Here is a 22,897-nt window from a genome sequence, read left to right on the forward strand (position 1 = left end):
ACGGGGGAGAATGCTCGCGCCATTCTTGTTAGGCCTGACCTTGGCAGGGATGAACGAGAATCTTGCTGCGTCCATCGTTCTCGATTTCCCAGTCGCGGATGATGAAGTTGTCCATCTTCATGGTGTGGTAGCGATCGAAATAGTCCCGCAGTCGCCCTTCGATACCCGCGCGCTCGAACTCCGGCTTGACGGTGTGCACATTGCCCCAGACGACTTTGACCACTTCGCCGTTGCGGACGACCAGTTCACCGTCCTTGAAGACATAATCGGGCTTGGTGAACATCGCCTCCTTGTCCTCCTGTTCGGTGTATACGGTAATGTCCCCGGCGGCTCCCGCGCCCAAATGGCCGCGGTCGCTGAGGCCGAGAAGCCTGGCGGCTCCGGCGCGGGTCATGATCGCGATCTCGTACAAACTGTACTCGCGGTCGATGGAGCCGAGCGTGCTCAGCGCGGCGGCATCGGCGTTGATGGTCGAGAGCATGTCGTTGCGGAAGCTCTTGTCCATCAGCAGCCGGATCAAATGGGGATAGGTGGTGAATGGCGCACCGTTGGGGTGATCGGTGGTGAGGAAAATGCGCCAGGGATCGTCCACCAGCAGGAAGATTTCGAGCCCGATACACCATTGCAGGGCATTGACGAAATTCTGGTCCCTGTACTTGAACGGTACCACCCCGCAGCCGGCGTCGCATTCGATGTCCATGCACACCCATTTGTTCGGATGGGCATGATGGGAATTGACGAACTGGCGCATGGAGTCGCCCGACGCGGTGACGGTCTGGCCGAACAGAATTTGCCCTACATCCGCCGTGATGTTGCGGTTCTTGTTGATGGCCTCCGCGATCTGTGCCGCGCCCGAAGAAAACTTGCGGTCGCCCTCGGTGCCATAACTATGGAACTGGATATGAGTTAGATGCATCGGCAAGCCTTCGATGCCGGTGATCGTGTTCAGCGTCGTTTCCAGATTGCCCGGCACCCCTAGATTGCAGCCGTGCACGTGCAGAGGGTGAGGTACGCCCAATTCGTGTACCGCCCTGGCCAGTTTCTGCAGAACCTGGCGCGGCGTGACGCCGTAATAGCTATGCTGATCGTCCAGATCCAGCTTGCGCTGGTTGAATTTGAACGCGCTGATTCCGCCGGGATTGACCACCTTGATGCCGATGCATTGGCTGGAGTGCAGAGTCCAGGCCACGTAATCGTTGATGACCTGCTGGTCGGCGCCGGACGAGAGTAGGCGCAGATAGAAATCATCGCTGCCGAGCATGGCATAGCCGCCTACGTCCATCAGCGGTACGTCGGCCATTTCCATGTGCGCTTGGCGGGCGTTGATGGGGAGCACCGCCGGTTCGAAGCCGGCGGTATAGCCCATTTCCGCATAGCGATAACCGGTGGTCAGCGTGGAGGGCGCGGCATGGCCGCAGCCGGCGCGTTTTAATCCCGAACGGGGCGATGGATCGGCGCGGTGATCCTCCGGCAGGAGGTTGCGGGCGATCGTCACTTTGCCGCCGCCGATATGCGTGTGCATGTCGATGGCTCCGGCCATGATCACTTTGCCGCGGCAATCGTATTCCTGATCGGGCGCCATGCCTTGAATATCGGAGTGAGGAACGATCCGGCCGTCGCGGATGTAAATGTCCAGCACCTGGCCATCGATGTTGTGCGCGGGATCGTAGACAGTGCCGCCCGTGAGTTTAATCAGCATGAAACAAGCTCTCCTGTGGATCGTTACCGCAAGGTGATACCGCTGGTCCGGTTATATCCGGAATCCGACCCAGTCCGGGCGGTCGCACCTCGGGGTCGTCGTCAGAAACACCAATCTCAGCGGATCGGTCTTGCCGCCGCAGTCGTCATGCAATGACGCTGGAGATCGATGGGTGGGATGAAAAGGCGGTACTGGCATCGAACTGATGTAAATGTCTTTATGGAGCCATTCCTAGCCGGAAGAGGCTAAATATGTCCAAGTCCCAGCAAAGCATTCGCCACTTCTCATCGTTGGACCCGCGTATTCACAAAGTTATGCAAAAACACGCGGTCCCAGGATTTTCTGGAAGGGACGGCCAATAAACTCGAATCAATCTGACACAATGCCTCTTCCGTAGGCTTGGTATAGCCCGGAAGAATAAGCAACCCGGTTTAACTTTTCAACTCGACGGCATCGGTTCGGACGGAAAAGGGTATCGCCAGAGTATGGGGCGGGGTGCAAACAGCGGTTTGAACGGGCTGATTCTGTGCCTGTCCTCCCGGTTTGCTCTGGAATGCGGCGGGGCACGCCGGGAGGGAATAGGAACTATCGGAGACTGTTGCTACGTGGTAGAGCCGAGTGCTTGCTCGATCGCTCGAAGCACATCGGATGCTTTGAATAGCTCGGACTTGCGGAGTTGGTACAGCGGCATGGCGACGACATTGTCGCAACGGTACATGTGGCCGGCAAAGTCGATGCCGGGCACGCCCACGGGAATGAACACGTCGGGTTCGGATTCGAAGCGCATTCCCGAGCGGCCGATCACGACCGTGGGTACGTCACTCGCCGGAGGCGGCGTCGAGCTCAGGCTCGAAATCCAGAACAGGGCATCCGCTTCGCTGTTCGCGAGGAGTCGTGCCGCGCCGTTGTGGTAGGGGTCGTATTCGGGGTAACCTCGGGCATAGCTGACGCGCGTAGGATAACCGCTGATCCATGCGCACACCTGGCTGGCGGTGCGATCGCCGTCCTGTCCGCCCAGTGGCAATACGGCGGCGCGGGTGTCTTTATTCAGCGTTGCCACCATCTGGCACAGCTGCTGTACGGTCAGTTCGGCGTCAGGAAAGGCGAGTTGTCCCGCGGCCCAGGTCACGACGCTGTAATGGGCTTGGCGCAGCCGATCCACGACCGATTGCAGCTCCGAGGCGGGGATGCCGGCGACCTGTTCCGCTTGAAGTTTCGCGCCCTTGGCCAGAGCCGAAAGCGCCGCCGCCACATCCGGCAGGCTCTCCTGGGCACAGGGGATGACCTTCGGCGGGCGGCCGTCGGGGGCGGTGGCCGCCTGGCCGGTCGGGGCGCGGCCGATGAAGATGATTTCGCGCTTGCCGGTGTCACCGTTGAACAGCGTTTCCTTGTTCCAGACGAAGCGTTCGAAGAAGCGCGGAAAATTGAGTTCGATATCGGTACCGAACGAGACCAGAACCTCCACCCGATTCTTGAGTTCGCCCAAGGTCGTCGCCATCCAGCCGGAATCGGCCAGCACCAAGAGGTTGCGCAAGCCGCCTTCGGCACGCATTTGATCGAACACGCCTCGGCAACGGTCGATCAAGGAAAGCGCCGCGCGGGTTTCGTCGACATCGGTGCCGAAGCCGCTGAATACCGGGAGGCGAGTGCTTTTCAATATTTCCGAGGCGCGCGCGACGGCCTGGTCCAGCGTAGCCGGCTTTCCGGCGATGCGTGGAACGGTATCGGCGATCGCTTGCTCGAAGCCGGGAATCGTTACGGCGTCACCGTTCTCGAGGATTCTGACCCGCTGGCCCTCGACTTCGATTTTCAGGTCGTCCGAGGCTATGCCGCAAAACGGGCTGGGAACGTTTTCGAAAACGCGGGTTTGGGTACTTTCGGTCATGCCATTTCTCTCAAGAGATATCAAGACGTCGGGTGGCGTAGCCGCCGAAGAGGTAAAGGATCATATGCGGACAGGCGCAGGTGTTGCACCAAATCGCGCAAGAATAGGTCTTTCGGCCTCAACTTTCAACTTCGGGCCAGCTAATACTTGGGCCCCGTAATCGTCTGCTATTTTCGGCGGCACGAGCCGTAATCGATCGGAAAGGTTTGGGTGGGATCAGTGATGGGTTTGGTGAGCCCCAGATCAGCCAGGACATCGGGTTGGCTCAGTCTGGACTTTGCTGCCGCCTGCTCAGATAGCACACGGTGAGTCGGCATTTCATAGGCGAAAGCCGATGCGCCCAAGACAGCCGCCGACAGAACTCCAAACAGCTTGGAAGTTAGTCTGCTCATTGCAGGTACTCCCGGAAGAATTCCCTGGCGGAACCACAATTTTCAAAGCTGAAGTAGTTTTCCATGGCCTGTAGGGAAGGAAGATCGGTGTTATGGATACCCAGGCTATCGAGCCGCTCCCGTTCCTTGATCAGCGCGGCATACAGTCGTGGCGTTTTTTTCCATGGGCATGGAATTCCAGCACCCATGTGCGCCGCCGGATCGTAGATATATTTCCCATATTCTTCCAAGGTGCCCTTGAATTTCTCCAGCCAGATGAGCTTGCCGTTCCAGTCGGAATAGCGCACGGGAATGTCGTTTCTCGGCAGGAGCCGTTCCGGCTGCCGACTGTTACTCAAGCCGCGAATCCGATAGCCGCTCTTGAAAAGAACCAGCCCTGGATCGTCATTTCCCAGCCTCGTGCCATGCGGCAAATGACTGGGTACCGCTTTCGGCCCCCAGCCGGGGATATGGAACTGCCCCTTTTTATCGGTCACCGCCTCGGCGACTTCCAGGGAGCCGGCGCCATGCCAGTTCGGATAGTGCAGTTGCCAATCCGCCACCACGTTGACGCCCTCCAAGGGCTCCCAGGTCTCGGCGTCGACCACGGTCGCGGTAATCGGCTTGGCCGAATAGGTCTTGGCGCAGGCCGGCAACGATAGTGCGGTGAGAAGAAGATATAAGGAAACTCTGAATAAGTCCCTGGCCCCGATAAAATAACGCCCAACGTCCAATTTTCGACAGGTCGATACCAGATGAAGCAACTCGGACTCAGTGCCACCGTGTTTGTGAAGAAACCGAAGCTGACCAAGCGTCAGAAATTTCTCCAGGACATGGAGCAGGTGATTCCTTGGGGGTTGTGGACGAGCCGGATTGCGCCGTACTACCCGACGGCCGGCCGGGGCAGGCGTCCCTTTCCTTTGGAGACGATGTTGCGCATCCACCTGATGCAGCACTGGTTCGGCTACTCCGATCCGGCGATGGAAGAGGCGCTGCATGACATTCCGATGCTACGCGAGTTTGCCGGGCTGGATGCGGGCGAGGACGCCATGCCGGATGAAACCACGATCCTCAAGTTCCGGCGCCTGTTGGAAACCCATCAGATGGCGCAAACCCTATTCGATGAAACGGCGGCACTATTGGCGGAAAAGGGCTTATTGTTGCGTCAAGGGACCATCGTGGATGCCACCCTGATCGCCGCCCCGCCGTCCACGAAGAACCGCGAGCGGAAGCGGGATGGCGAGATGAGTTCGACCAAGAAGGGTAACAATTACCACTTTGGCATGAAGGCGCACATCGGCGTGGATGCTGATTCAGGCTTGGTGCACACGATGGAAGTCACCACCGCCAAGGTGGCGGACGGGGTCATGACCGATGCCCTGTTGCACGGCGAGGAGCAGGTCGTCCTGGGCGATCGGGCCTATACCCGCAAGGACCGCAATCTGGAGGTCGAACGCCAGGAGGGCGAGCCGGTCTGGGCGTTTCCCTTCAAGCGTAAGAAGGGCGAGGACTTGCCTGCGGAACAAGCGCTTCACAACCGCATGCTGGCCGCGCTGCGGGCGGTGGTCGAACACCCATTCCGGATCGTCAAACGCCAATTCGGCTATACCAAGGTCCGGTACCGGGGACTCTTCAAAAACGGGCAGCAACTCTACCTGCTGTTTGCCCTCGGCAATCTCTACCAGGTGCGGGAGGAGTTGATGGCGGCCTAGGGATCAATCCGTGCATCGTCCCGGAAAACCGGGGGCGAGGGGCGGAAAGAGCGCCGATAGCGGGCGCCAATTGGGGAGGGAAAAACGACCTTTTTCGGCTGGTAGCCCCGGCCGGTTTATCGGAGCCACCAATAAAACGCACTTATTCAGAGCTTCCATAAGTACAAAATGATGCGGGGTAGTTCCATGGACGCTCCTTCACACGGAAGCGGGCTGCCGGATGCCGCCCGACGTCTGAAACAGCTTGCCCCAGTTGTCCTCCCGGTCCGGCAACGGCGGCGAGGTGAGCACCTGGTAGAAGTACTCGCGCGCGAATTTACAAAGGGGTCTGCCCCCTTTATCTTTTTGGCCCCGTTTTCCGTGCGCGAGCCGCTCCAAGCTCTTCAGATAATTTTGATAATCGGCAACGTATTGGTTGGGCTGGGTGTTCTTGAGGGTTTGCAGGGCATTCTGGATTGTATACAGGGCTTTCCGCTTCGCCTCGAACTCTTTCTCGACCTGCTTTTCTCGGCAAAATGCTTTTCCGGATTTGCGATTTTCACGTCCGGCAGCGTCGTGGAATAGCGGGAGTAGCGCGAGCACCAGGGTAATCAGGGGCGGCTCGAGTCCGGGTTTCATGAATGGGATCCCGCATGGATCAATAATTTACCCGCGCAGGCACGGGATCGAGCGGGTTTATTAGCGGTGGGGGTTCGGAGAGGTTAGTGTCGCTTAATGTTTCGTATATAGCCTGAGCGCCATAGATTCCCCGTTTCTCGCGGTACGGGGTGGAATCCATAGTATTGGTTTCCGGATCGAGTTGGTTGATTGTCGCAGTGTATGTATACGTATGAAGAGAGGGTTCTGAACTGAGATCCGGAGTGGACCCTGCCGGATACCCTTCCGGAAAGATTTTCATCCAATAGGCGGAAAAAGACCCTGGGTCGGTCAGCACCGCGAGCCGTCCATACCGGCTCACCAGAACGCCTTCGATCGCTGCCGTCGCGGCATACGTCTCAACCGGGTTGGCGGGATCGAAATTCGTCGGGGGTACAAAACGAAAGTAAGCGGAGAATCGATACCGGTACTTGCAGGTATCATAATCGACCTTGAGGATCTGGTCACAATAGTACTGCTTGAAAGGGTATAACCCAAAAGGCAACCCTCCCCATAAATATTGCTCCATGGTATTGTAACTGCCGATTTGGAAGTCGGGTTCGGCGATGTCCTTGGTGGCGACCGCCACCGCGTCTTCCTCCTGCCCTAACGGGCCGCGATAGACGACTTGCAGGTAGAGGTCCGTGGCGTTGATGGGGATGGGAGTCGGGAAGAGGAACGTAACCGGCTGCGCGTCGGCATTGATGCCGGCGGGCACGTCGGTCTCCTCCGAGACGACGATGTCTTCGTTCTCCGAGCGGCACTGTTTCCAGTCGTTAATCCTGGCATTATTTTCATCCTCGGCGCCGTATTCCCCCGACAGGTCCGGCTGATAGCAGCTGTTGCGGTGAAACTTGGCCACGGCCTGGAGCTTGCCCGGCGCTCCCATGGGTTCCACTCCAGTGACGGCGGGCGTGACGTTTCTCAACTTAAGCTTGATCTTGCGGAAGCCGTCCGTGTTCTTCGCTTTCTCGACCGAGTGATCCACGACGCCGTAGACGCCCTCGTCGGATAGGGAGATTTCCATCTTGCCGCGGAAGAAGTAGTTGATCAGGCCGGCGGAATAGGCGACAGCGCGGGGGATGAGGAACTCGTGGGCAGAATCCAAGTCAAAGCGGTTCAGCGCAAAGACAGGAGCCACTCCTTTCTTTTCTAGTTCTGGATCGAATAGCGAATAGCTCGCTGCCCGTGGATTGTCCCTGGTTTCGCTGGGCCGGAGACTATCTGTGACGGTGTTTGCAAAGAAGGTAATCTCACCCGAGATGGCGGGAGGGCAAGGAGGCCGCCCTTGCGCCTCGGCCTCTGCGCACACAGTTACGACATCAAGGGGCTGTCCCTTCATCAAGGAAGACAATGTCGGAGAAGGAAGTGCCTCCGAGCTGAAAAGCGTCCCGGAGGAAAAAAATCCTCGATTAGTGTATTCGGCGATGCCGTTTCCCCTAGTGCCGTTTCCTTCAGTAGTTGTCCAGAACTGGCGCGGCGTGGTGAAATTGCCGGTATCGTCGGCGGAATATACCGGAGCATAAGTGGTGAACCACATATTGGCCGGGGGATTTCTCAGCGTCCACTTCTCGTAGAGGCTTGGATTCCACAGGCCCAGGAAATAGCCGGGAAATGCGCAAATCAGTCCATCGCAATGCGGTTCGTTGCGCACATGCTGGGGTTGGGCCATGTGCTGTAAATGGTGGATAACGTGCCCCAGCGTCTGGAAGGTCAAGCCCCAGTTCTTGCCCCGCTCCGCCTTGTCAGGCTTGGTCAGCGCGTTATAAAAATACTGCCGCCCTTTCTTGTAAGAAAACGGCTGGTCCGTGCTGAAATCCTGGATATCCTCCAACGCCCAATTCGGAGAGGGCGCACCCGGCATCCAGCCGTCCACCGTCAAGCCTTGCCCATTTACTGGATTAAAAGTGATAGAGCGCCTGGATATCGCGGCGATTGTCTTCGAAAGCGGCACCATGCTGTATCAGTGCGCTAATGGTCATCAGGTTGCTAACGCCAAAGCCTAACAACGTGTCTGAATTAGGGAATTTTTGGCTCTCATCGTAGAGGTCTACGCCTTTCAGCCCAAGCTGTTTTAGCGTCGAAAGTTTGCTTAGAATCGAATCTTGTGCTGCATAAGCTGCCATTGTCGTATGCGTCCCTACTTCGTATCCACAGGCCGGAATCACCCATGCCAATATAGCGGCTATAAATATAAAGAAGAACGATTTTATTGTCATTTGGCATACTCCTTGAAAAACTCCTCCGCCGATCCGCATCTTCCTTTATATTGATCAAGGAGACCAATTGACCAAACTTCAATATCGGCCTGTGGATCAATTGCCTTGAGGCGTTTTTTTTCAGCATCCATGGCCAAGATCATGAGCGGTATTTTTTTCCACTCGCAATCTTCCACAATATCTACCAAATATGAATACAATCCACCGTAGAAAATCTTGATCATTGTGTGAGTAACAACGGGATCCGCTTTCGCTAACTTTATAGTTCGCCCGCTCACCCACGATTTGCGATGAATGCCTGGCGTTTTCGTCCCAGCCCCTGGATAGTTGTTTGTGATCATCTTCCACTCGTAGCCCGGCTTGAAGATGATGATTCGAGGGTCTTGATCGCGCAGTTCGTACAGCATCGGATTGAGCTTAGTGAAGCCTTCGAAGTGGAAGCGGCCGGCCTGGTCCGTGACGGTTTCCTTTACTTCGAGCTGGCCTCTATCACGCTCACCATCGAGGCTGCCGACCACCAATTGCCAGTTCGCTACCACGTTCGCGCCTTCCAGTGGCTGATTCGTCTCGGCATCCACCACCCGCGCCTCGATCGGGTCGGCGATGTAGAAAGGCGCGCCGCAGCCCAGCAAAGAAATCAGCACGAACGCCAGTAACAGGAATCGGAACTTGCTCATTTTGCTATCTCATTCATCGAGGAAATCTTGCCCGTAGGGGCAGCAAGCCCAAGTTTCATAAAGTCCCATCCAGGATATGTAGGCCGTTAGTGTGCCGGTTCGAAAAAATTCGCCATTTGAGCTCCATTTTTCATACTCCCTGAAAAATGCCTTGACCGATCCGCACCCTTTTTCTGAATAGTACTTTTCGTTCGAAAGCAACCGGTCATATAACCCCAAAGTCCGGAAACGGATATGGTTAGCCTTAAAGACTTCATTTTGCTTGCCAGTAGCCAGTATCACCAATGGAATTCTTTTCCATTTGCAGGGGTTCTGAGGAAGCTCTGTAGGATAAAGAACCGCCACATTCTCCAAGAGGATATTTAGATAAGAAAGCTCTCCCGCGTATTCTTCAAGATTTCCCTTAAACTTTCGCATCTCGATAGTCTTCCCGTTCCAATCGGACGTTCTGACGGAAGGCCCTTTGCCGCGCATTTGCTCCGCTGTCTTGCGGTTATAGAGGGCTAGATACTTATAGCCGCTTTTGAACAACAGCAATTGGGGATCCGTATCTTTCAACCGGGCGTTCTGGTACTCCAACGGATATCCGCTCGGTATCGCCTTCGGCCCCCAGGCCGGGAAACTGAATTGCCCGGCACTATCCGTGACGGTTTCCATTACCATCATCTGTCCCAGGTTGGTGCCGCCTTCAAGGCCCCCTTCCAGTTGCCAGTTCGCCACCACGTTCACGTCTTCTAGCGGCTGTTTCGTTTCGGCGTCGACCACCCGCGCCTGAATAGGCTCCGCCGAGTATTTCGTCGCGCAGGCCTGCAGGGGCAACAGCAGCGCAGTCAAGATGGGAAGCAGGAAATTTTTCATGACCAGTCCTCACATGAAATCCAAACGCCATCCTCTCCCCGTAGGAAATGGCAGAACGGTGAGCGGCGCGCCATCCGGAAAAAGCGTTGATTTATGAGCCGGATCGAAGAAGTGGTTCGTACTGCGGTCGTTCGGCACGTCCTCGAACTGGGCGCCACAGGCGATGAGTTCCCCTATCAGATAAGATTCACCGTGCTTACAATTCACGAACTCCTCCGAATCGTCACCTTGGGTCGCGGGAAATTTCTGGGTGGCGTCAAGCCCAAGATTCCGCAGTACGGACTGGTCGGCCAGCATGGATTTGTCGGATGCTGCGCTCGACAATTCGCCGTGGGCCGGAATCTCATACGCGTGTGTCTGCCAAGCATTCACCAGCGCCGCCAAGGCCAAAGCGGGTATCGTCTGCCGTTTCATTTCAGATATTCCGAGAAGATTTCTTCCAAGCGGCCACATTCGTTCTTATCGCGTCTTGAGGACCACCATCGGTAATCGATGGTGCTGTTGCGCACTCCGCTCACTCCGGCCGCATTCAGCCTGTCCGCTTCCCGGAACATCGCCATCAGCCACCGCCTGAACTTCACCCATTTGCAGTCCTGGAAATGAAAACCGGAAGCGGACTTGACCATGCTCGCGTAGTCTTGCAGGCTGCCCTTGAACTTCTCCAGCCAGATGAGCTTGCCATCCCAGTCGGAATAGCGCACGGGGATGTCGTTCCTGGGCAGAAGCCGTTCCGGCTGCCGACGACTGTTGTCTAGGGCGCGAACCCGATAGCCACTCTTAAAAAAGTAAAGCCCTGGGTCTATATTTCCCAGTCTCGTGCCATGCGGCAAATGACTGGGAACCGCTTTCGGTCCCCAGCCGGGAATATGAAACTGCCCTTTTTTATCGGTCACCGCTTCGGCAACTTCCAGGGAGCCATCACTCCGCCAAGTGGGATAGTGCAATATCCACTCCGCCACGACATTAACGCCTTCGAGCGGCTCCCAAGTCTCGGCGTCGACCACGGTTGCGGTAATCGGCTTGGCCGAATAGGTCTTGGCGCAGGCCGGCAGTGATAGCGACGTGAGGACAAGAAGCAAGCGACAGGTCATGAAAAGGGTTTTCATCGGGCTTTACCTCACATGGAATCCAGGCGCCAGATCCCGCTGGGATCTTGCAGGAAATAGATCAGGAAGACGTGGTTCACGCCATCGATCGTGCGGCCGATCGCGTACTCAGCCATGCCTTCGGCATAGCTTCCTAACTGGGGCTCGGTATAGCTGCCGATGATTTCGGCCATATGCGGCATAAGCACATCAAACACCGGTCCGTACTTCGCTCGCGCCGGAGGACTCAGATAGTTCAGCGCCGTTATCTTGTCCCCGGCGATCAGGGCGCTGTTCATGCCGGTCCACAGGGACTGGAACATTTGATCCGTTTGCTCCGGATCCTGCACCACGATCGGGAAGCTCTGGGTGAAGACCGAACCATCCTCCAATGTCACTTTGACGGCCGTCCGATAGGTCCACGGCGTCGAATATGTAAGGTTGAAGTTCACGCTCGCGGTGAAATCGATGGTGCCGTTTCCGTCCCAATCGACCTCCACCTTCTGCACCGGGCTCGACGTGTTGTTCGTGACGCTGAAATCCACCTTGAGCGGCGACAGGCCGCTCTGCGGCTCGGCATGTATCAGTACGCCCGGCGCCGGTGCGCCGGCGACCGAGATCGACTGGCTGACCGTCTGTCCGTCGAGCGTCGTTAACGTCGCGGTGAGGGTTTGAGTCTCCGTGGCAATCGGCACGTCATAGGCGTAGAAATCACCGTCCACAAGGGTGGCTACTACGCCATTGACGCTGATGCCGGAATGGAGGGGCGCGAGGAATCGGCCGCTCACCGTCACGTGATCTCCCGCAACAGTGGCGCCGTCGGCGGGGCTCATGATAGTGAGCCCGAGCGCATTCACCAGTATGCTCACCGGTGCCGAGGTCGTGCTTGCGCCCAGGTTGTCGGTGGCCACGGCGGTAAGGGTATAGCTGCCCGCAGCGACATTGGTCCAGTTGAACGTGTAAGGCGCGCTGGTGGCTGTGCTTAGGATCGTCGTACCCTGGTAGAAGTCGACCTTGGCGATGTTGCCGTCAACGTCGGCGGCGCTGGCGTTGAGAGTGATCGTCGCCGGCGCCTGGAAGCTGGCGCCCGCCGCGGGGCTGGTGAGGCTCACCGTGGGCGGGGTGTTGGGCGGTGGGGCGGCTACCGTGATGCTTGCCGCCGCGGAAGTAGCCGTCGCGCCGAGGTTGTCCGTGGCTTTTGCTGTCAGGGAGTAGCTCCCGGCAGGCACATCGGACCAAGTGTAGGCATAGGGTGCAGTGGTGACCGTGGCAAGCCGAGTCGAGCCGCTGAAAAACTCGACCTGTGCAATGCTGCCGTCGGAGTCGGCGGCGTTGGCAGCGAGATTAATCGTGGCTGGTGCGGTGAAGCTCGCGCCGTTAGCTGGGGAGGTGAGGCTGACGGTAGGCGGCGCGTTGGCGCTGATGGTAATGGACACGACCGCCGATACGGTCAGCGCCCCGCGGTTATCGGTAGCGCGGGCCGACAGCGCATATTGCCCGGCCGATTTGGCGCCGCTCCAAATGACAGAGTAAGGTGGCGCGGTGTCGGTGCCGATGAGCGTTGTACCACGGTAGAACTCCACCTTGGCGATGCTGCCGTCGCTGTCCTGGGCTTCCGCCGAGACGGAGATTGGTTCGGTGGTCCCGAAAACCGCGCCATTCGCCGGGGCAGTGAGGTATACCGATGGCGGCTGATTGGCCGGGGCAATGGTGAGGATGACCGGTTCGGAGGTCGCGACCGCGCCGCGGTTGTCTATGGCACGGGCAGTGAGGGTATAAGTGCCGGCGGACATGCCGGCCCAATGAAACCAGTAGGCGTTGCCGGCCTCCAGATAAGATGAGGGGTTGTCGACCGAGCCCACGAGGACGTCATCCGCATAGTAGTCGACCCGGACCACGTGGCCGTCGGGGTCTACGGCGTCGGCGTTCAGGTCGAGGCCGGTCGAGGTGTCGAATGCGCCGCAGTTGGCCGGCGCAGTAAGCGCCACTAGTGGCGGCCGGTTGACAGTGATGACGACCGGCTCGGAGATAGCGGAAGCACCCAGGTTATCGGTGGCTATGACCCTAAGCGTATAGCTGGCTGCGGGTACATTGGACCACGTGTATGTGTAGGGCGTGCCGGTAGCCGTGCCGATCAGCGTCGTGCCTTGATAGAAGTCGACCTTGGCGATGCTGCCGTCGGTGTCGGTGGCGGTGGCCGACAGTGCGATCGTGGCCGGGGCAGTGAAGCTCGCGCTATTGAGCGGTGCGGTGAGGCTGACAGTGGGGGCGATGTTTTTGCCGGCGACCGCCGTCAGGGGCACCGCAGCGGCGAGCCAGAACACCATACGATAGATGAGGCGAGACATGGTTTCTCCCGTTCCTGTTCAATCGCTTCAGTTGCAGACGAGACCCGTATTGACGACCAGGTGAAGCAAGGCCGAGTCTGCGGTGATTGGGTTGCTGCGGAACACGGCGGTGAGCCGGTGGATCCCGGCCGACAGCGTCGTCGTGAGAGTCGCGGAGCCGCCGTTCAGAGGGGCGCTACCCAATTGCGACGAGCCGTCCATGAAAAAGACATTGCCGGTCAGGTTCGGGTCGGAAACAGTCGCGGTCAGTGTCGTCGATGTTCGCGAACTTGCCGGGTTCGCCGATGAGCTGAGAGTCATCCCAACCGAGGACGCACTGAGCTTGAACACGACCGCATCCTCACCACCTTTGTTCGCCGTTTGAAAAGCGCCGGTAGTCGTCTCAAAACCGCCAGCGTCTTCCGTCGCTACGTAGGCGTTGCCAGTGCTGTCGACGGCAATCGCGTTACCGGCTCCGGAGGGCAGGCCGTCATCCACATCGCCTCCCGGTGTGGGGCCGGTTCTGACGAACGCGGAGTAAAGAAGGACATTCCCGGCCAAGCCGATTTTCGATACGAAAAGAGAATCTTCACTGTCCTGTTGTTTGCCGGGCTGAAGCGAATCGATCAGCGGAAATGTGTACGTGCTGGCAAGTCCCGTCACATACGCATGCCCCACATCATCAATGGCTATGCCATAGGCGACGTCTCCGCGTATCTGGAAGGCGTTGAATACCGAATAGCAATAGCGGGTACAGATTTCGCCCCCGAGAAACGACGCATAGGCGAATCCGTCTCCCCCCGGCAAGAGCTTTGCGACGAAAGCATTACCCAGGCTCGAGTTGGTGAGAAGGTACCCGGACTTGGTGGGCTGAAAGGCGTTCTTGACGGGGAAGTTGCTGGAGTAGGTTTCTCCCGCCACGTAGGTGCTACCTTGGGTATCGACCGCGATGGCGTTCGCCGAGTCGTCCATGGAACCGCCGAGGTAGGTGGAGAAAGCGAGCGCCGTGCCCGAGGCATTCAGCTTGGTTACGAAACCGTCCTGTCTGCCCTGACGCGTTGCCTGCAAAGCATTCGCGGTAGGAAAGTTATCCGACGTCGTCGAGCCCGCGACATAAGCATCGCCGCTAACGTCGACGGCGATGCCTTTGCCCGCATCGGTGCCGTTGCCGCCGAGAAAGGTCGCGTAAACCATCCCGGTGCCGTTCGGATTGAGCTTGGCGACAAAGGCGTCGGTGCCGCCCGTGTTGTCGCTGGTCGGCTGAAAGGCGTCCGGAGTCGTAGTGAAATCCGGTTTGGCGCTGCCGGTGAGGTAAGCGGCGCCAGAGGCGTCGACGGCGATGCGGGTGCCGGTTGCGCCAAGGACATAAGTCGAATATACGAGCCCGGTGCCGCTTGCGTTCAATTTGGTGACGAATGCGCCTCCGCCCGTCACGCCCGATTGGTAGGCGCCGCTTGTCACGGGATAATCGCTGCCGGTGGTCCGGCCGGTGACGTAAGCGTTCCGGCTTCGTCGACGGCGATACCCGTCGCCCAATCCAAGGTGTTTCGTCCCCCCAGATAGGTGGAATACACCAGGGCCGATCCCGTCGGGTCGATCTTGGTAACGAAGACATCCCTATCGCTGTTGCCCAACGACCGGTCGTAAGGATTCTTGAGCGGAAAGTTGGAAGAATACGTATACCCCGCAACGTAGGCGTACCCTGCCGCATCAACGGCAATGGCAGTGCCGGCGTCGTCCGAGGTTCCTCCGATGTAGGTCGAATAGCTCAGCACCGGGTCAATGACCAGAGGCATTCGCGTATCGTAGGCGGCGACACTAAAGCCAACTTGGTTTTCTGCCGTACGGACGTACTGTCCTTCGACCGCTCGTTTCTCTCCTTCTGCAAGCTGGTAGACGAACGGCCGTTGAAAGATCAATTGCCTGCTTCCGGTGTGAAGCACCAGATTTCCGTCGTCATCGATCTCGATACGCTCGGGACCTTCAAAAGCGATCCTGATCTGTGCCGGATCGCCGCCCGGCGAGACAACCAGGTCGTATTCCAGATGCCGCTGGTTGCCGTAATAGACGAGGTCGATGCCGGGATAGATTGCGGCTAGCGGACCTGGGCAAAACTTTCGATGCCGCTGAGATGCCTGGAAGAGTCGGAGCCCCTGAAATAGCTGGTCTTGCCGGGGAGTGGGTCGATGCCTGCTACCGCGGCATCCCGGCGTGCTCCGACAAAGCGCATGCGGAGTGTGTCGAGTGCAGGTTCGAGTGGGCTACCTGCCAAATCGACGACCGCTTCCGAATGCATCAGTAACACTCGGTAGCCGGCTCCCCGCGCGACGAAGTCGACCGCATCGTCGGCTTGGCCATGGTTCTTCTCGAAGGCCATGGGCAACTTTCCGTAGCTTCTCAGAATCAGGCCGGAATCGAGACCCTGGTGCGACGATGCCGCGGATTCGACGGCCCTGCCGCTCGTCGTCTCATTGCCATCCGGCCGCGGATCAGCCGCGATGCAGGCGGCGCAAGCCAATAAACCCGAGACAAGTCCCAGACCTTTCAAAAATAGGCTCATTCCTTTTCCCCCGAAGTGATGGTCGATGGCTAACCTTCATGAAAGGTGCGCTAGCTGCGGCGCGGTACAAGCGAAGTCCTCACCGCAAGTTGTTCTTATTCCTGAAGAGTTGCTTTTTTCAGTAGCCGGAAGTATAGCTGCAATTTCCGGCCTATCTTGTCCGGCGGCAGCGCCCTTCCGTCCGAGCTGAATCAGCCGCCTCTATGAACTCTATGTGAGAATCCATGCCATTCCGTTATCAAAGGCATTGCTGTCGTATGTCGGCGTTAATCCCGCACTGTTCATGCGTGATCGATCTGGTTCCATAAGCTCCAAGGTCGACAAACCGGAGACCATGCAATAGCATGTCCCTTTGCAGTTACTTCTCGAGCGGAAATATCCGCGGCTCTCCGGAAGTCGTTCTAGCCAATGTCAGTCAATTCCTCATCCCACCACAAGCTTCGTGCGCGAGTTATCGCTCCGGCGCGTTTGCACATGGGCTTTCTCGATCTGGGCGGGTCCTTGGGGCGGCGTTTCGGCAGTATCGGCGTCGGTGTCAACGAAATCGCGACGAGACTATCGATGATGCCTTCGGATCGGCTGACCGCGCACGGACCCGGCGCGGATCGGGCCATCGCTGCCGTCAACAAGTTCGTCTCCGCGCTGGAGCAGGATTTCGCGGTCGAGATTCGGATCGAGGACGCCATACCGGGGCACATCGGACTCGGCTCCGGCACGCAGCTCGAACTGGCCGTAGGTATGGCTCTGTCCCGGCTTTACGGTCTCGACCTGTCGGTGCGCAATCTCGCTCCCATTGTCGAGCGGGGCGCACGCTCCGGCATCGGTATCGCCGTATTCGAGCAGGGCGGCCTGGTGGTCGACGGCGGGCGCGGCGAAAACACGGTCATCCCGCCGGTCGTCGCTCGCCTGGAATTTCCCGCGGACTGGCGTCTCATTCTGGTGTTGGACGAGCGGGATCTGGGCTTGCACGGCAAGGACGAGATCGAGGCTTTCCGCGCCTTGCCGGTTTTTCCCGCCAAGGAAGCCGCGCATCTCTGTCATTTGCTGCTCATGAAAGGCTTGCCCGCATTAGTCGAGCGCGACATCCGAGGTTTCGGCGAGGTGATCGCGGAGTTGCAACGTTCGGTGGGCGATTATTTCGCACCTGCTCAGGGCGGACGCTTCACCAGCGCCGGCGTCGCCAAGGCCTTGGCTTTTCTCGAAGCTCAGGGCGCCGTCGGCATCGGTCAGAGCTCCTGGGGGCCGACCGGTTTTTGCCTGGTTGAGAACACGACGCGCGGGGAAACGCTGGTCACCGCGGCGCGGCGGCAGTTCGCCGGCACGGCGGGTCTCCGGTTTCTGCTGGCCACCCCCCGCAACAAAGGCGCGGATGTTATGTTGGAGCGAACGGATGCGTCGCGCGAAAAGACGTTGCGTTTATAGCCGCGGCGCGTCGGCGGCGAAGCCATTGAGCGATCATTGGAAAGTTTGCGCGACCTATCGGAACGCCTGCTGCTGATCGGCTGCTCGGCGAGAATGCTGGCGCAATCGGCGGCGCGTGCCGGAATTCGGCCGGTCTCGATCGATCTTTTCGCCGATCGGGAAACACGCGCCTGTTCCGAGCGCTGCGAAGCCGTCAACGGCGCCGACATAGGTTTCGAGCGGGAAAGCGTCTTGCGAGCCGCCGAGCGGCTTGCTCCGGCGGAGCTCGGATACGCTCTGGTTTACAGTAGCGGTTTGGATGCCGATCCCGGCATTTTGGAAGGACTTGCGCAAGGGCGGACGCTCTACGGCAATTCGCCGGAAATTCTCCGTTTATTGAAAACGCCAGATGCCTTCTTCGATCTGCTCCGGCAGCTCGATATTCCTTACCCGGAATCCAGCCGAACGTGGCCGCCCGATCCGGAGAACTGGCTGTTGAAGTCCGCTCGTAGCGAAGGCGGCAAGGGTGTGCGTTTTTGTGCCCGAGCGGAACCGGATTCGAGCGGCTATTACCAGCGCAGGCTTCCCGGCAAGGCCATGTCCGCCCTGTTTCTGGCGAACGGCGAAAATGCGCGGATCATCGGTTTCAACACGCTGTGGACGGCTGATTGTCATGTCGATCAGCCGTTTTTGTTTGCCGGCGCCATCAATCGAGCGGAACTTGCGTTAGAGCAGCGGCAGCAGGTGCAGGCGTACGTCGCTCGCCTGATCCGAGCGGTTCCGCTCAAGGGGCTGAACAGCCTGGATTTCATGCTCGATGGCGAGGTGTGCCGGGTTCTGGAAATCAACCCTAGGCCGAGTGCCACCATGGCCTTGTACGATGAGGATTTTTCACGCGGGTTATTGGCCGAACATATTCGGGCGTGCCGAGGGGGAATTCCGGGTGCTGCGGACACCGGCGGCGTCACCCGGGCCTTCAAGGTTTTTTTCGCATCGCGGGAGCTCGACGTGTCCGAAACCATGTGTTGGCCGGACTGGTGTACGGATACGCCGGTGCCGCGCACGCTGATCGACGTTGGTCAACCGGTGTGCACCGTTCGCGCGGAGGGGGCCGACTGTCCCGACGTTGAACGTTTGATCGAGCTGCGGACAACCGAGCTGCACGAACGACTGTACGGCTAGTACAATCACCTTTTCTTCAATGAACCGGGCAAGAGGGTAACCATGCAACACACTGTCAGCGTTAACGCGCACGCGCTTCCCATCGTCAAGTACATGATCGCGAATGCCGACAAGCTGCGGCTCAAGATCGACAAGCTGGGAAACGGCTGCACCATCATCGACGCCGGTATCGAGGCGGTGGGCGGTCTGGAGGCGGGGCGCTTGATCGCGGAAATCTGCATGGGTGGACTTGGGACCGTCACGCTTACTCACTCTTCAACCTTCAGTCGCTGGCCTCTGACCGTGAACGTCCATTCCACGAATCCGGTAATTTCCTGCCTGGGCAGCCAGTATGCCGGCTGGAGCCTGTCCCACGGAGAGGGCAAAAGCGCCTTTTACGCGCTCGGTTCGGGCCCGGCGCGTGCGATGGCGACCAAGGTCAAGGACGGCAACGAAGAGCCCGTCGAAGAGCTTTATAAGGAACTGGGCTATCGCGACCACGGCAAGGAGACGGCCATCGTGATGGAGGTCGACAAGGTTCCTCCGGTCGAGGTGATCGAGAAAATCGCCAAGGCCTGCAAAGTGGATACGAGCGGGGTCAACGTCATTCTGACGCCCACTTCCAGCCTCGCCGGCGGCATGCAGGTCGTCGGCCGCGTACTGGAGGTCGCCCTGCACAAGGCCCATTCGCTTCATTTTCCTCTGGGAAACATCATCGACGGTACCGGAACCGCTCCGGTTCCGCCGCCTCATCCCAATTTCGTCAAAGCCATGGGGCGCACCAACGACGCCATTCTGTTCGGCGGTACCGTGCATCTGTTCGTGAAGGGCAGCGACGAAGCGGCCGAAATGCTGGCCAACGAACTGCCGAGTTCGGTTTCCCGCGATTACGGCAGGCCGTTTGCCGAGGTGTTCAAGGATTACAAGTACGATTTTTTCAAGGTCGATCCGATGCTGTTCAGCCCAGCCAGCGTCATTGTCACGGCAGTCGAGTCCGGCCGCAGCTTCCATGCCGGCAAGCTCGACGAAGCGCTCCTGGAACGGTCCTTCGGAGAATAATTTGGGCCGCATCGCGATCATCACCGACGATCCGGGCTGGCACGGCGCACGACTTCGCGAGGCATTGGCAGCGAAAGGGTATGGCTATTCCTATGTGTCCTTGACTGCCTGCCGGCTGAATCTCGAGTCCGGCGGTTTGCCGGTGCTCCTGCCGAGCTTCGAGGACGGCCTTCCCGACGGCGTTTTCGTGCGTGGCGTGCCGGGCGGGTCGCTGGATCAGGTCGTTTTCTACCTCGACGTGCTGCACGCATTGAAGCTGCTCGGGATTCCGGTATACAACGACGGTCGGGCGGTCGAGCGCACCGTGGACAAGGCCATGACCAGTTTCATGTTGCAGTGCGCCGGCATACCGACGCCGCCCACCTGGGTGCTGGGCAGCCGCGAAGAGGCACTCGATCTGGCCGAGCGGGAGTTGCGCGCGGGCCATCAGCTCGTGTCCAAACCTTTGTTCGGCTCCCAGGGACAGGGCTTGCAGCGATATGAAAAGCCGGAGGACCTGGCGGGGCTGAGCGATAGCAGCGGCGTTTTCTACCTACAACGTTTCGTGAGTTGCGGTGAACAGCCCCACGACTTCCGCGTATTCGTCATCAGGGGCAAGGCGGTGGCCGCCATGCGGCGATGCGGTGTGAGCTGGCTGAACAACGTCGCTCAGGGCGCTCGCTGCGAACCGGTGCGTCTCGACGATCTGCTGCTGTGCCGATTGGCGGAGGATGCGGTAAAGGTTTTGGACATGGGCTACGCGGGGGTGGACATCATCCGCGATCACCACGGTCGGTACAGCGTGCTCGAGGTCAACAGCATTCCGGCGTGGAAGGGCTTGCAGAGCGTCAGTAAAGTATCGATCGCCGATTTGTTGGTCGACGACTTCCTGTCGCTTTGTCACCCCGAGCCTCACGGGGAAATCCGGGTTCGGTGACGTCGGTTCCGATGCCTATTCAACGGGACGCTTTATTGTCCGCTTACCTCGATGCCTGCGAGACGGAGCTTCGCGCCTTCAAGCCGGGGAACGTCAGCATTTATTCCGAGGCGCACGATATGACCGTGGAGGACTTCCGGCGTAGCGCCGCGGCCAGCGGGCCTTTCTTGTGCGACTCCGATCTTTCCCTGGGCGAGAAGATCTATCACGCGACTCGGGCGACTCGCGAGGTCGTCCCCTGCAATACCAATCTCGGCATCATCCTGCTGGCCGCGCCCCTGTTTCAGGCGGTTCAGGAGATTCGCGAAGGCGAAACGCTCAGGGATGCGCTCCGGCGGGTTCTCGGTGCGACGACGCAAGCCGACGCGGACTGGACTTACAAGGCCATACGGCTGGCGCAGCCGGGCGGCCTCGGCGAGTCTCCGGATCAGGATGTTCGCGACGCGCCGGAGGTAACTTTGCTCGAAGCCATGCGTTTTGCGGAACATCGTGATCGCATCGCTTATCAATACACTAATTCTTTTGCAGATGTTTTTGATTTCGCGATTCCACGTTATCATAGGAAATTGTCCCAGTGGGGCGATAAAGAATGGTCGGCAGTGGCGGTGTTCGTAGGCTTACTCAAGCATATTCCCGACAGCCACATCGAGCGTAAGTTCGGCGCTCGATATACAGGGATAGTTGCCAGCCGAATGGCGCAGATCGATAAGGCGTTATCCGTTTCCGATAGACCGGAACAAGTCATGCCGCTCCTCCGAGCAGTGGATGCGGAGTTCAAGTCCGGCGGAATCAATCCGGGTACGACGGCCGATCTCACAGTAGCGTGTTTGCTGGCCGTGCGCCTGGAAGCGTTGCTGGGCCAGCGCAAGCGAAAGACGGGCTGTTTTCTGGAAGCGTAGAGGCACGTCGGCACAACAACAGGGATTTTTTATGCTTCGCTTGGGGAGGAGGATATGGCAGTGTCGTTACTTCGAAAGTTTTTTCTTTTACCAAAGAGGAGTTAGCAATGGGGAAAATCAATAAGATGTTGGTGGGTGAGGCTCTGTGCGGCGGCGGCAACGAAATCGCCCACATCGACCTGATCATGGGTCCGCGCGGCAGCGCCGCAGAGACGGCTTTCGCCAACTGCATCACCAATAACAAAGACGGATTCAGCAGCTTGTTGGCCGTAGTCGCGCCGAACCTGATGGCCAAGCCGAATACCGTCATGTTCAACAAAGTCACCATCAAGAACGGCAAGCAGGCTACCCAGATGTTCGGGCCTGCACAGCGCGGCGTTGCCATGGCTGTGGCCGATTGCGTCGAAGACGGCACCATTCCTGCCGACGAAGCCGACGACATTTTCGTCTGCGTAGGCGTATTCATCCACTGGCTGGCTGAAGACGACGCGAAAATCCAGGACTACAACTACGAAGCCACCAAGCTGGCGATCAAGCGCGCCGTTGCCGGCGAGCCGAAGGCAGCCGAAGTCGTGGCTCAGAAGGGTCAGATCGAGCACCCCTTCGCAGCGCACAAATAATCGCGCTTGTCGAAAAAACGTTGCCCCGGCACCGGGGCAACGTTTTTTTTCGTCCGTAAGTCACGAATTCTCGGACTTTCCTCAAGTCACCGCCTCCTCCGAATCCTCGATCACACGCCCGATCAGCCGCGAGTCAATAGTGCCGGAATGCAGGGCGCTGGCTAGCAACACGCCGGCCGTTTCCATGGATTTAAGCCGTATCAGATCTTGTTCGTCCCGCACGCCGCCGGCTACGATGAAGCGTCGGTGGGGATGTTTGCGGCTGAACGACGCCAAACGGCCGAAGTCGGGACCCGCCGTACTACCCACATGGGAGAGACTCATCAAGATCACGGTTTCCGGCCAAAGTTCCGGGCTGTACTGCAGTTGCTCAGCCCCTAACAAGCGGTCGCCGAGAAAGTCCAGCGACAAGATGAAGCCCGGACATGAACGGGCCAGAAGCGGCAAAGATTCCTCGGAAAGCGATTCGCTGCCGACGACCGATCGGGCGTGCTTTTTAACTGGAAAAGACTCCAGTTCGCCGAGGCGTGGCAGTCCTCGATCTATCCAGAATTCGACCTTCGGAAAGCAGTGCTCCAGCTCGACCGCCAAATTAGTTTGGGGGTCTTTGCCCATGAGCGCATCGAGATCGGCGATATAGACCCTTTTGAACGGATACAAGCTGAGCAAACCGCGTATGACGGCCTCCGGTTTGGGAGTCGAACACAACACGCTTTGCAGCGGACGGTATTGCTCGCGCCGGCCCTCCCTGGCGTGCACGGCGACACCGCCCATGATGTCGACGACGGGGATGATGTCCATTTGATGCAGGA

The 22,897-nt window shown here is 58.6% G+C and carries 24 protein-coding genes; 8 read left to right on the top strand and 16 right to left on the bottom strand.

Going from position 1 to position 22,897, the window contains the following annotated elements; all coding sequences use genetic code 11:
* Positions 1-28: 28 nt before the first annotated feature.
* From ACR2R1_RS15780 to ACR2R1_RS15795, 4 genes are all read right to left on the bottom strand, one after another.
* Entirely contained in the window at positions 29-1,699 is a 1,671-nt protein-coding gene (locus ACR2R1_RS15780) for a formylmethanofuran dehydrogenase subunit A (protein ID WP_133717962.1), read from the bottom strand.
* A gap of 601 nt (positions 1,700-2,300) precedes the next feature.
* The gene (locus ACR2R1_RS15785) at positions 2,301-3,584 is read right to left on the bottom strand and encodes a formylmethanofuran dehydrogenase subunit B (RefSeq protein WP_434110888.1); all 1,284 of its coding nucleotides are present in this window, start codon (positions 3,582-3,584) and stop codon (positions 2,301-2,303) included.
* A gap of 167 nt (positions 3,585-3,751) precedes the next feature.
* Positions 3,752-3,976, bottom strand: coding sequence for a hypothetical protein (locus ACR2R1_RS15790; protein WP_077732066.1), 225 nt, complete (start codon positions 3,974-3,976; stop codon positions 3,752-3,754).
* Complete coding sequence (locus tag ACR2R1_RS15795; RefSeq protein WP_434110890.1) at positions 3,973-4,719, bottom strand: hypothetical protein; 747 nt, start codon at positions 4,717-4,719, stop codon at positions 3,973-3,975. Before ACR2R1_RS15795 ends, ACR2R1_RS15790 begins: the two co-directional genes overlap by 4 nt.
* Between ACR2R1_RS15795 and ACR2R1_RS15800 the strand changes: the two genes are divergently transcribed.
* The gene (locus tag ACR2R1_RS15800; protein WP_434110401.1) at positions 4,711-5,667 is read left to right on the top strand and encodes an IS5 family transposase; all 957 of its coding nucleotides are present in this window, start codon (positions 4,711-4,713) and stop codon (positions 5,665-5,667) included. The two genes, ACR2R1_RS15795 and ACR2R1_RS15800, sit on opposite strands and share 9 nt — an antisense overlap.
* Before the next feature lie 198 nt (positions 5,668-5,865).
* Here ACR2R1_RS15800 and ACR2R1_RS15805 read toward each other — a convergent pair whose 3' ends face one another.
* Genes ACR2R1_RS15805 through ACR2R1_RS15850 form a run of 10 tightly spaced genes read right to left on the bottom strand, consistent with a single transcriptional unit; the run spans position 5,866 to position 15,265 of the window.
* Positions 5,866-6,285 carry a hypothetical protein gene (locus ACR2R1_RS15805; protein ID WP_434110892.1) on the bottom strand — a complete coding sequence of 140 codons (420 nt, stop codon included), beginning with the start codon at positions 6,283-6,285 and terminating at the stop codon, positions 5,866-5,868.
* A gap of 19 nt (positions 6,286-6,304) precedes the next feature.
* Complete coding sequence (locus ACR2R1_RS15810; protein ID WP_434110894.1) at positions 6,305-8,179, bottom strand: hypothetical protein; 1,875 nt, start codon at positions 8,177-8,179, stop codon at positions 6,305-6,307.
* 25 nt (positions 8,180-8,204) lie between these two features.
* Positions 8,205-8,522: a hypothetical protein gene (locus ACR2R1_RS15815; protein WP_077732062.1), complete on the bottom strand. Its 318-nt coding sequence runs from the start codon at positions 8,520-8,522 to the stop codon at positions 8,205-8,207.
* A complete protein-coding gene (locus ACR2R1_RS15820) occupies positions 8,519-9,199 on the bottom strand; it encodes a carboxypeptidase-like regulatory domain-containing protein (RefSeq protein ID WP_077732061.1) in 681 nt (226 codons plus the stop codon). The genes ACR2R1_RS15815 and ACR2R1_RS15820 overlap by 4 nt, the downstream gene beginning before the upstream one ends.
* 9 nt (positions 9,200-9,208) lie before the next feature.
* The gene (locus ACR2R1_RS15825) at positions 9,209-10,057 is read right to left on the bottom strand and encodes a hypothetical protein (protein WP_077732060.1); all 849 of its coding nucleotides are present in this window, start codon (positions 10,055-10,057) and stop codon (positions 9,209-9,211) included.
* Positions 10,058-10,066: 9 nt separating this feature from the next.
* Positions 10,067-10,471 carry a hypothetical protein gene (locus ACR2R1_RS15830; RefSeq protein WP_077732059.1) on the bottom strand — a complete coding sequence of 135 codons (405 nt, stop codon included), beginning with the start codon at positions 10,469-10,471 and terminating at the stop codon, positions 10,067-10,069.
* Positions 10,468-11,163 (bottom strand): hypothetical protein, encoded by a 696-nt coding sequence (locus ACR2R1_RS15835; protein ID WP_077732058.1) that lies wholly within the window; start codon positions 11,161-11,163, stop codon positions 10,468-10,470. Before ACR2R1_RS15835 ends, ACR2R1_RS15830 begins: the two co-directional genes overlap by 4 nt.
* Positions 11,164-11,174: 11 nt before the next feature.
* Complete coding sequence (locus ACR2R1_RS15840; protein WP_086133698.1) at positions 11,175-13,490, bottom strand: Ig-like domain-containing protein; 2,316 nt, start codon at positions 13,488-13,490, stop codon at positions 11,175-11,177.
* A gap of 27 nt (positions 13,491-13,517) precedes the next feature.
* Positions 13,518-14,930 (bottom strand): SBBP repeat-containing protein, encoded by a 1,413-nt coding sequence (locus ACR2R1_RS15845; RefSeq protein WP_434110898.1) that lies wholly within the window; start codon positions 14,928-14,930, stop codon positions 13,518-13,520.
* Positions 14,927-15,265 (bottom strand): SBBP repeat-containing protein, encoded by a 339-nt coding sequence (locus ACR2R1_RS15850; RefSeq protein ID WP_086133696.1) that lies wholly within the window; start codon positions 15,263-15,265, stop codon positions 14,927-14,929. Before ACR2R1_RS15850 ends, ACR2R1_RS15845 begins: the two co-directional genes overlap by 4 nt.
* Before the next feature lie 111 nt (positions 15,266-15,376).
* Here ACR2R1_RS15850 and ACR2R1_RS15855 point away from each other — a divergent pair, with 111 nt between their 5' ends.
* On the top strand, positions 15,377-15,568 hold the full coding sequence (locus ACR2R1_RS15855; protein WP_139841037.1) for a hypothetical protein: 192 nt from the start codon (positions 15,377-15,379) through the stop codon (positions 15,566-15,568).
* Here the strand turns inward: ACR2R1_RS15855 and ACR2R1_RS15860 are convergent.
* Entirely contained in the window at positions 15,565-16,029 is a 465-nt protein-coding gene (locus ACR2R1_RS15860; protein ID WP_077732054.1) for a hypothetical protein, read from the bottom strand. The genes ACR2R1_RS15855 and ACR2R1_RS15860 overlap by 4 nt on opposite strands.
* Positions 16,030-16,437: 408 nt before the next feature.
* Between ACR2R1_RS15860 and ACR2R1_RS15865 the strand changes: the two genes are divergently transcribed.
* The 6 genes from ACR2R1_RS15865 (at position 16,438) to fae (ending at position 22,085) form a co-directional block, all read left to right on the top strand.
* Positions 16,438-17,451: a beta-ribofuranosylaminobenzene 5'-phosphate synthase family protein gene (locus ACR2R1_RS15865; RefSeq protein WP_086133694.1), complete on the top strand. Its 1,014-nt coding sequence runs from the start codon at positions 16,438-16,440 to the stop codon at positions 17,449-17,451.
* A gap of 45 nt (positions 17,452-17,496) precedes the next feature.
* Positions 17,497-18,612, top strand: coding sequence for an ATP-grasp domain-containing protein (locus ACR2R1_RS15870; protein ID WP_139841036.1), 1,116 nt, complete (start codon positions 17,497-17,499; stop codon positions 18,610-18,612).
* Between the two features lie 42 nt (positions 18,613-18,654).
* A complete protein-coding gene (gene mch / locus ACR2R1_RS15875) occupies positions 18,655-19,650 on the top strand; it encodes a methenyltetrahydromethanopterin cyclohydrolase (protein WP_133717975.1) in 996 nt (331 codons plus the stop codon).
* A 1-nt stretch (position 19,651) separates the two neighbouring features.
* Positions 19,652-20,566, top strand: coding sequence for an ATP-grasp domain-containing protein (locus ACR2R1_RS15880; RefSeq protein ID WP_240502624.1), 915 nt, complete (start codon positions 19,652-19,654; stop codon positions 20,564-20,566).
* A gap of 11 nt (positions 20,567-20,577) precedes the next feature.
* Complete coding sequence (locus tag ACR2R1_RS15885; RefSeq protein WP_434110902.1) at positions 20,578-21,465, top strand: triphosphoribosyl-dephospho-CoA synthase; 888 nt, start codon at positions 20,578-20,580, stop codon at positions 21,463-21,465.
* 107 nt (positions 21,466-21,572) lie between these two features.
* Positions 21,573-22,085: a formaldehyde-activating enzyme gene (fae, locus tag ACR2R1_RS15890; RefSeq protein WP_077732049.1), complete on the top strand. Its 513-nt coding sequence runs from the start codon at positions 21,573-21,575 to the stop codon at positions 22,083-22,085.
* An 81-nt stretch (positions 22,086-22,166) separates the two neighbouring features.
* Here the strand turns inward: fae and ACR2R1_RS15895 are convergent, their stop codons facing one another.
* A complete protein-coding gene (locus ACR2R1_RS15895; protein ID WP_434110904.1) occupies positions 22,167-22,886 on the bottom strand; it encodes a HisA/HisF-related TIM barrel protein in 720 nt (239 codons plus the stop codon).
* Between the last annotated feature and the right edge of the window lie 11 nt (positions 22,887-22,897).

This window comes from Methylocaldum sp. GT1TLB (assembly GCF_051027445.1).
Taxonomy (GTDB): Bacteria; Pseudomonadota; Gammaproteobacteria; order Methylococcales; family Methylococcaceae; genus Methylocaldum.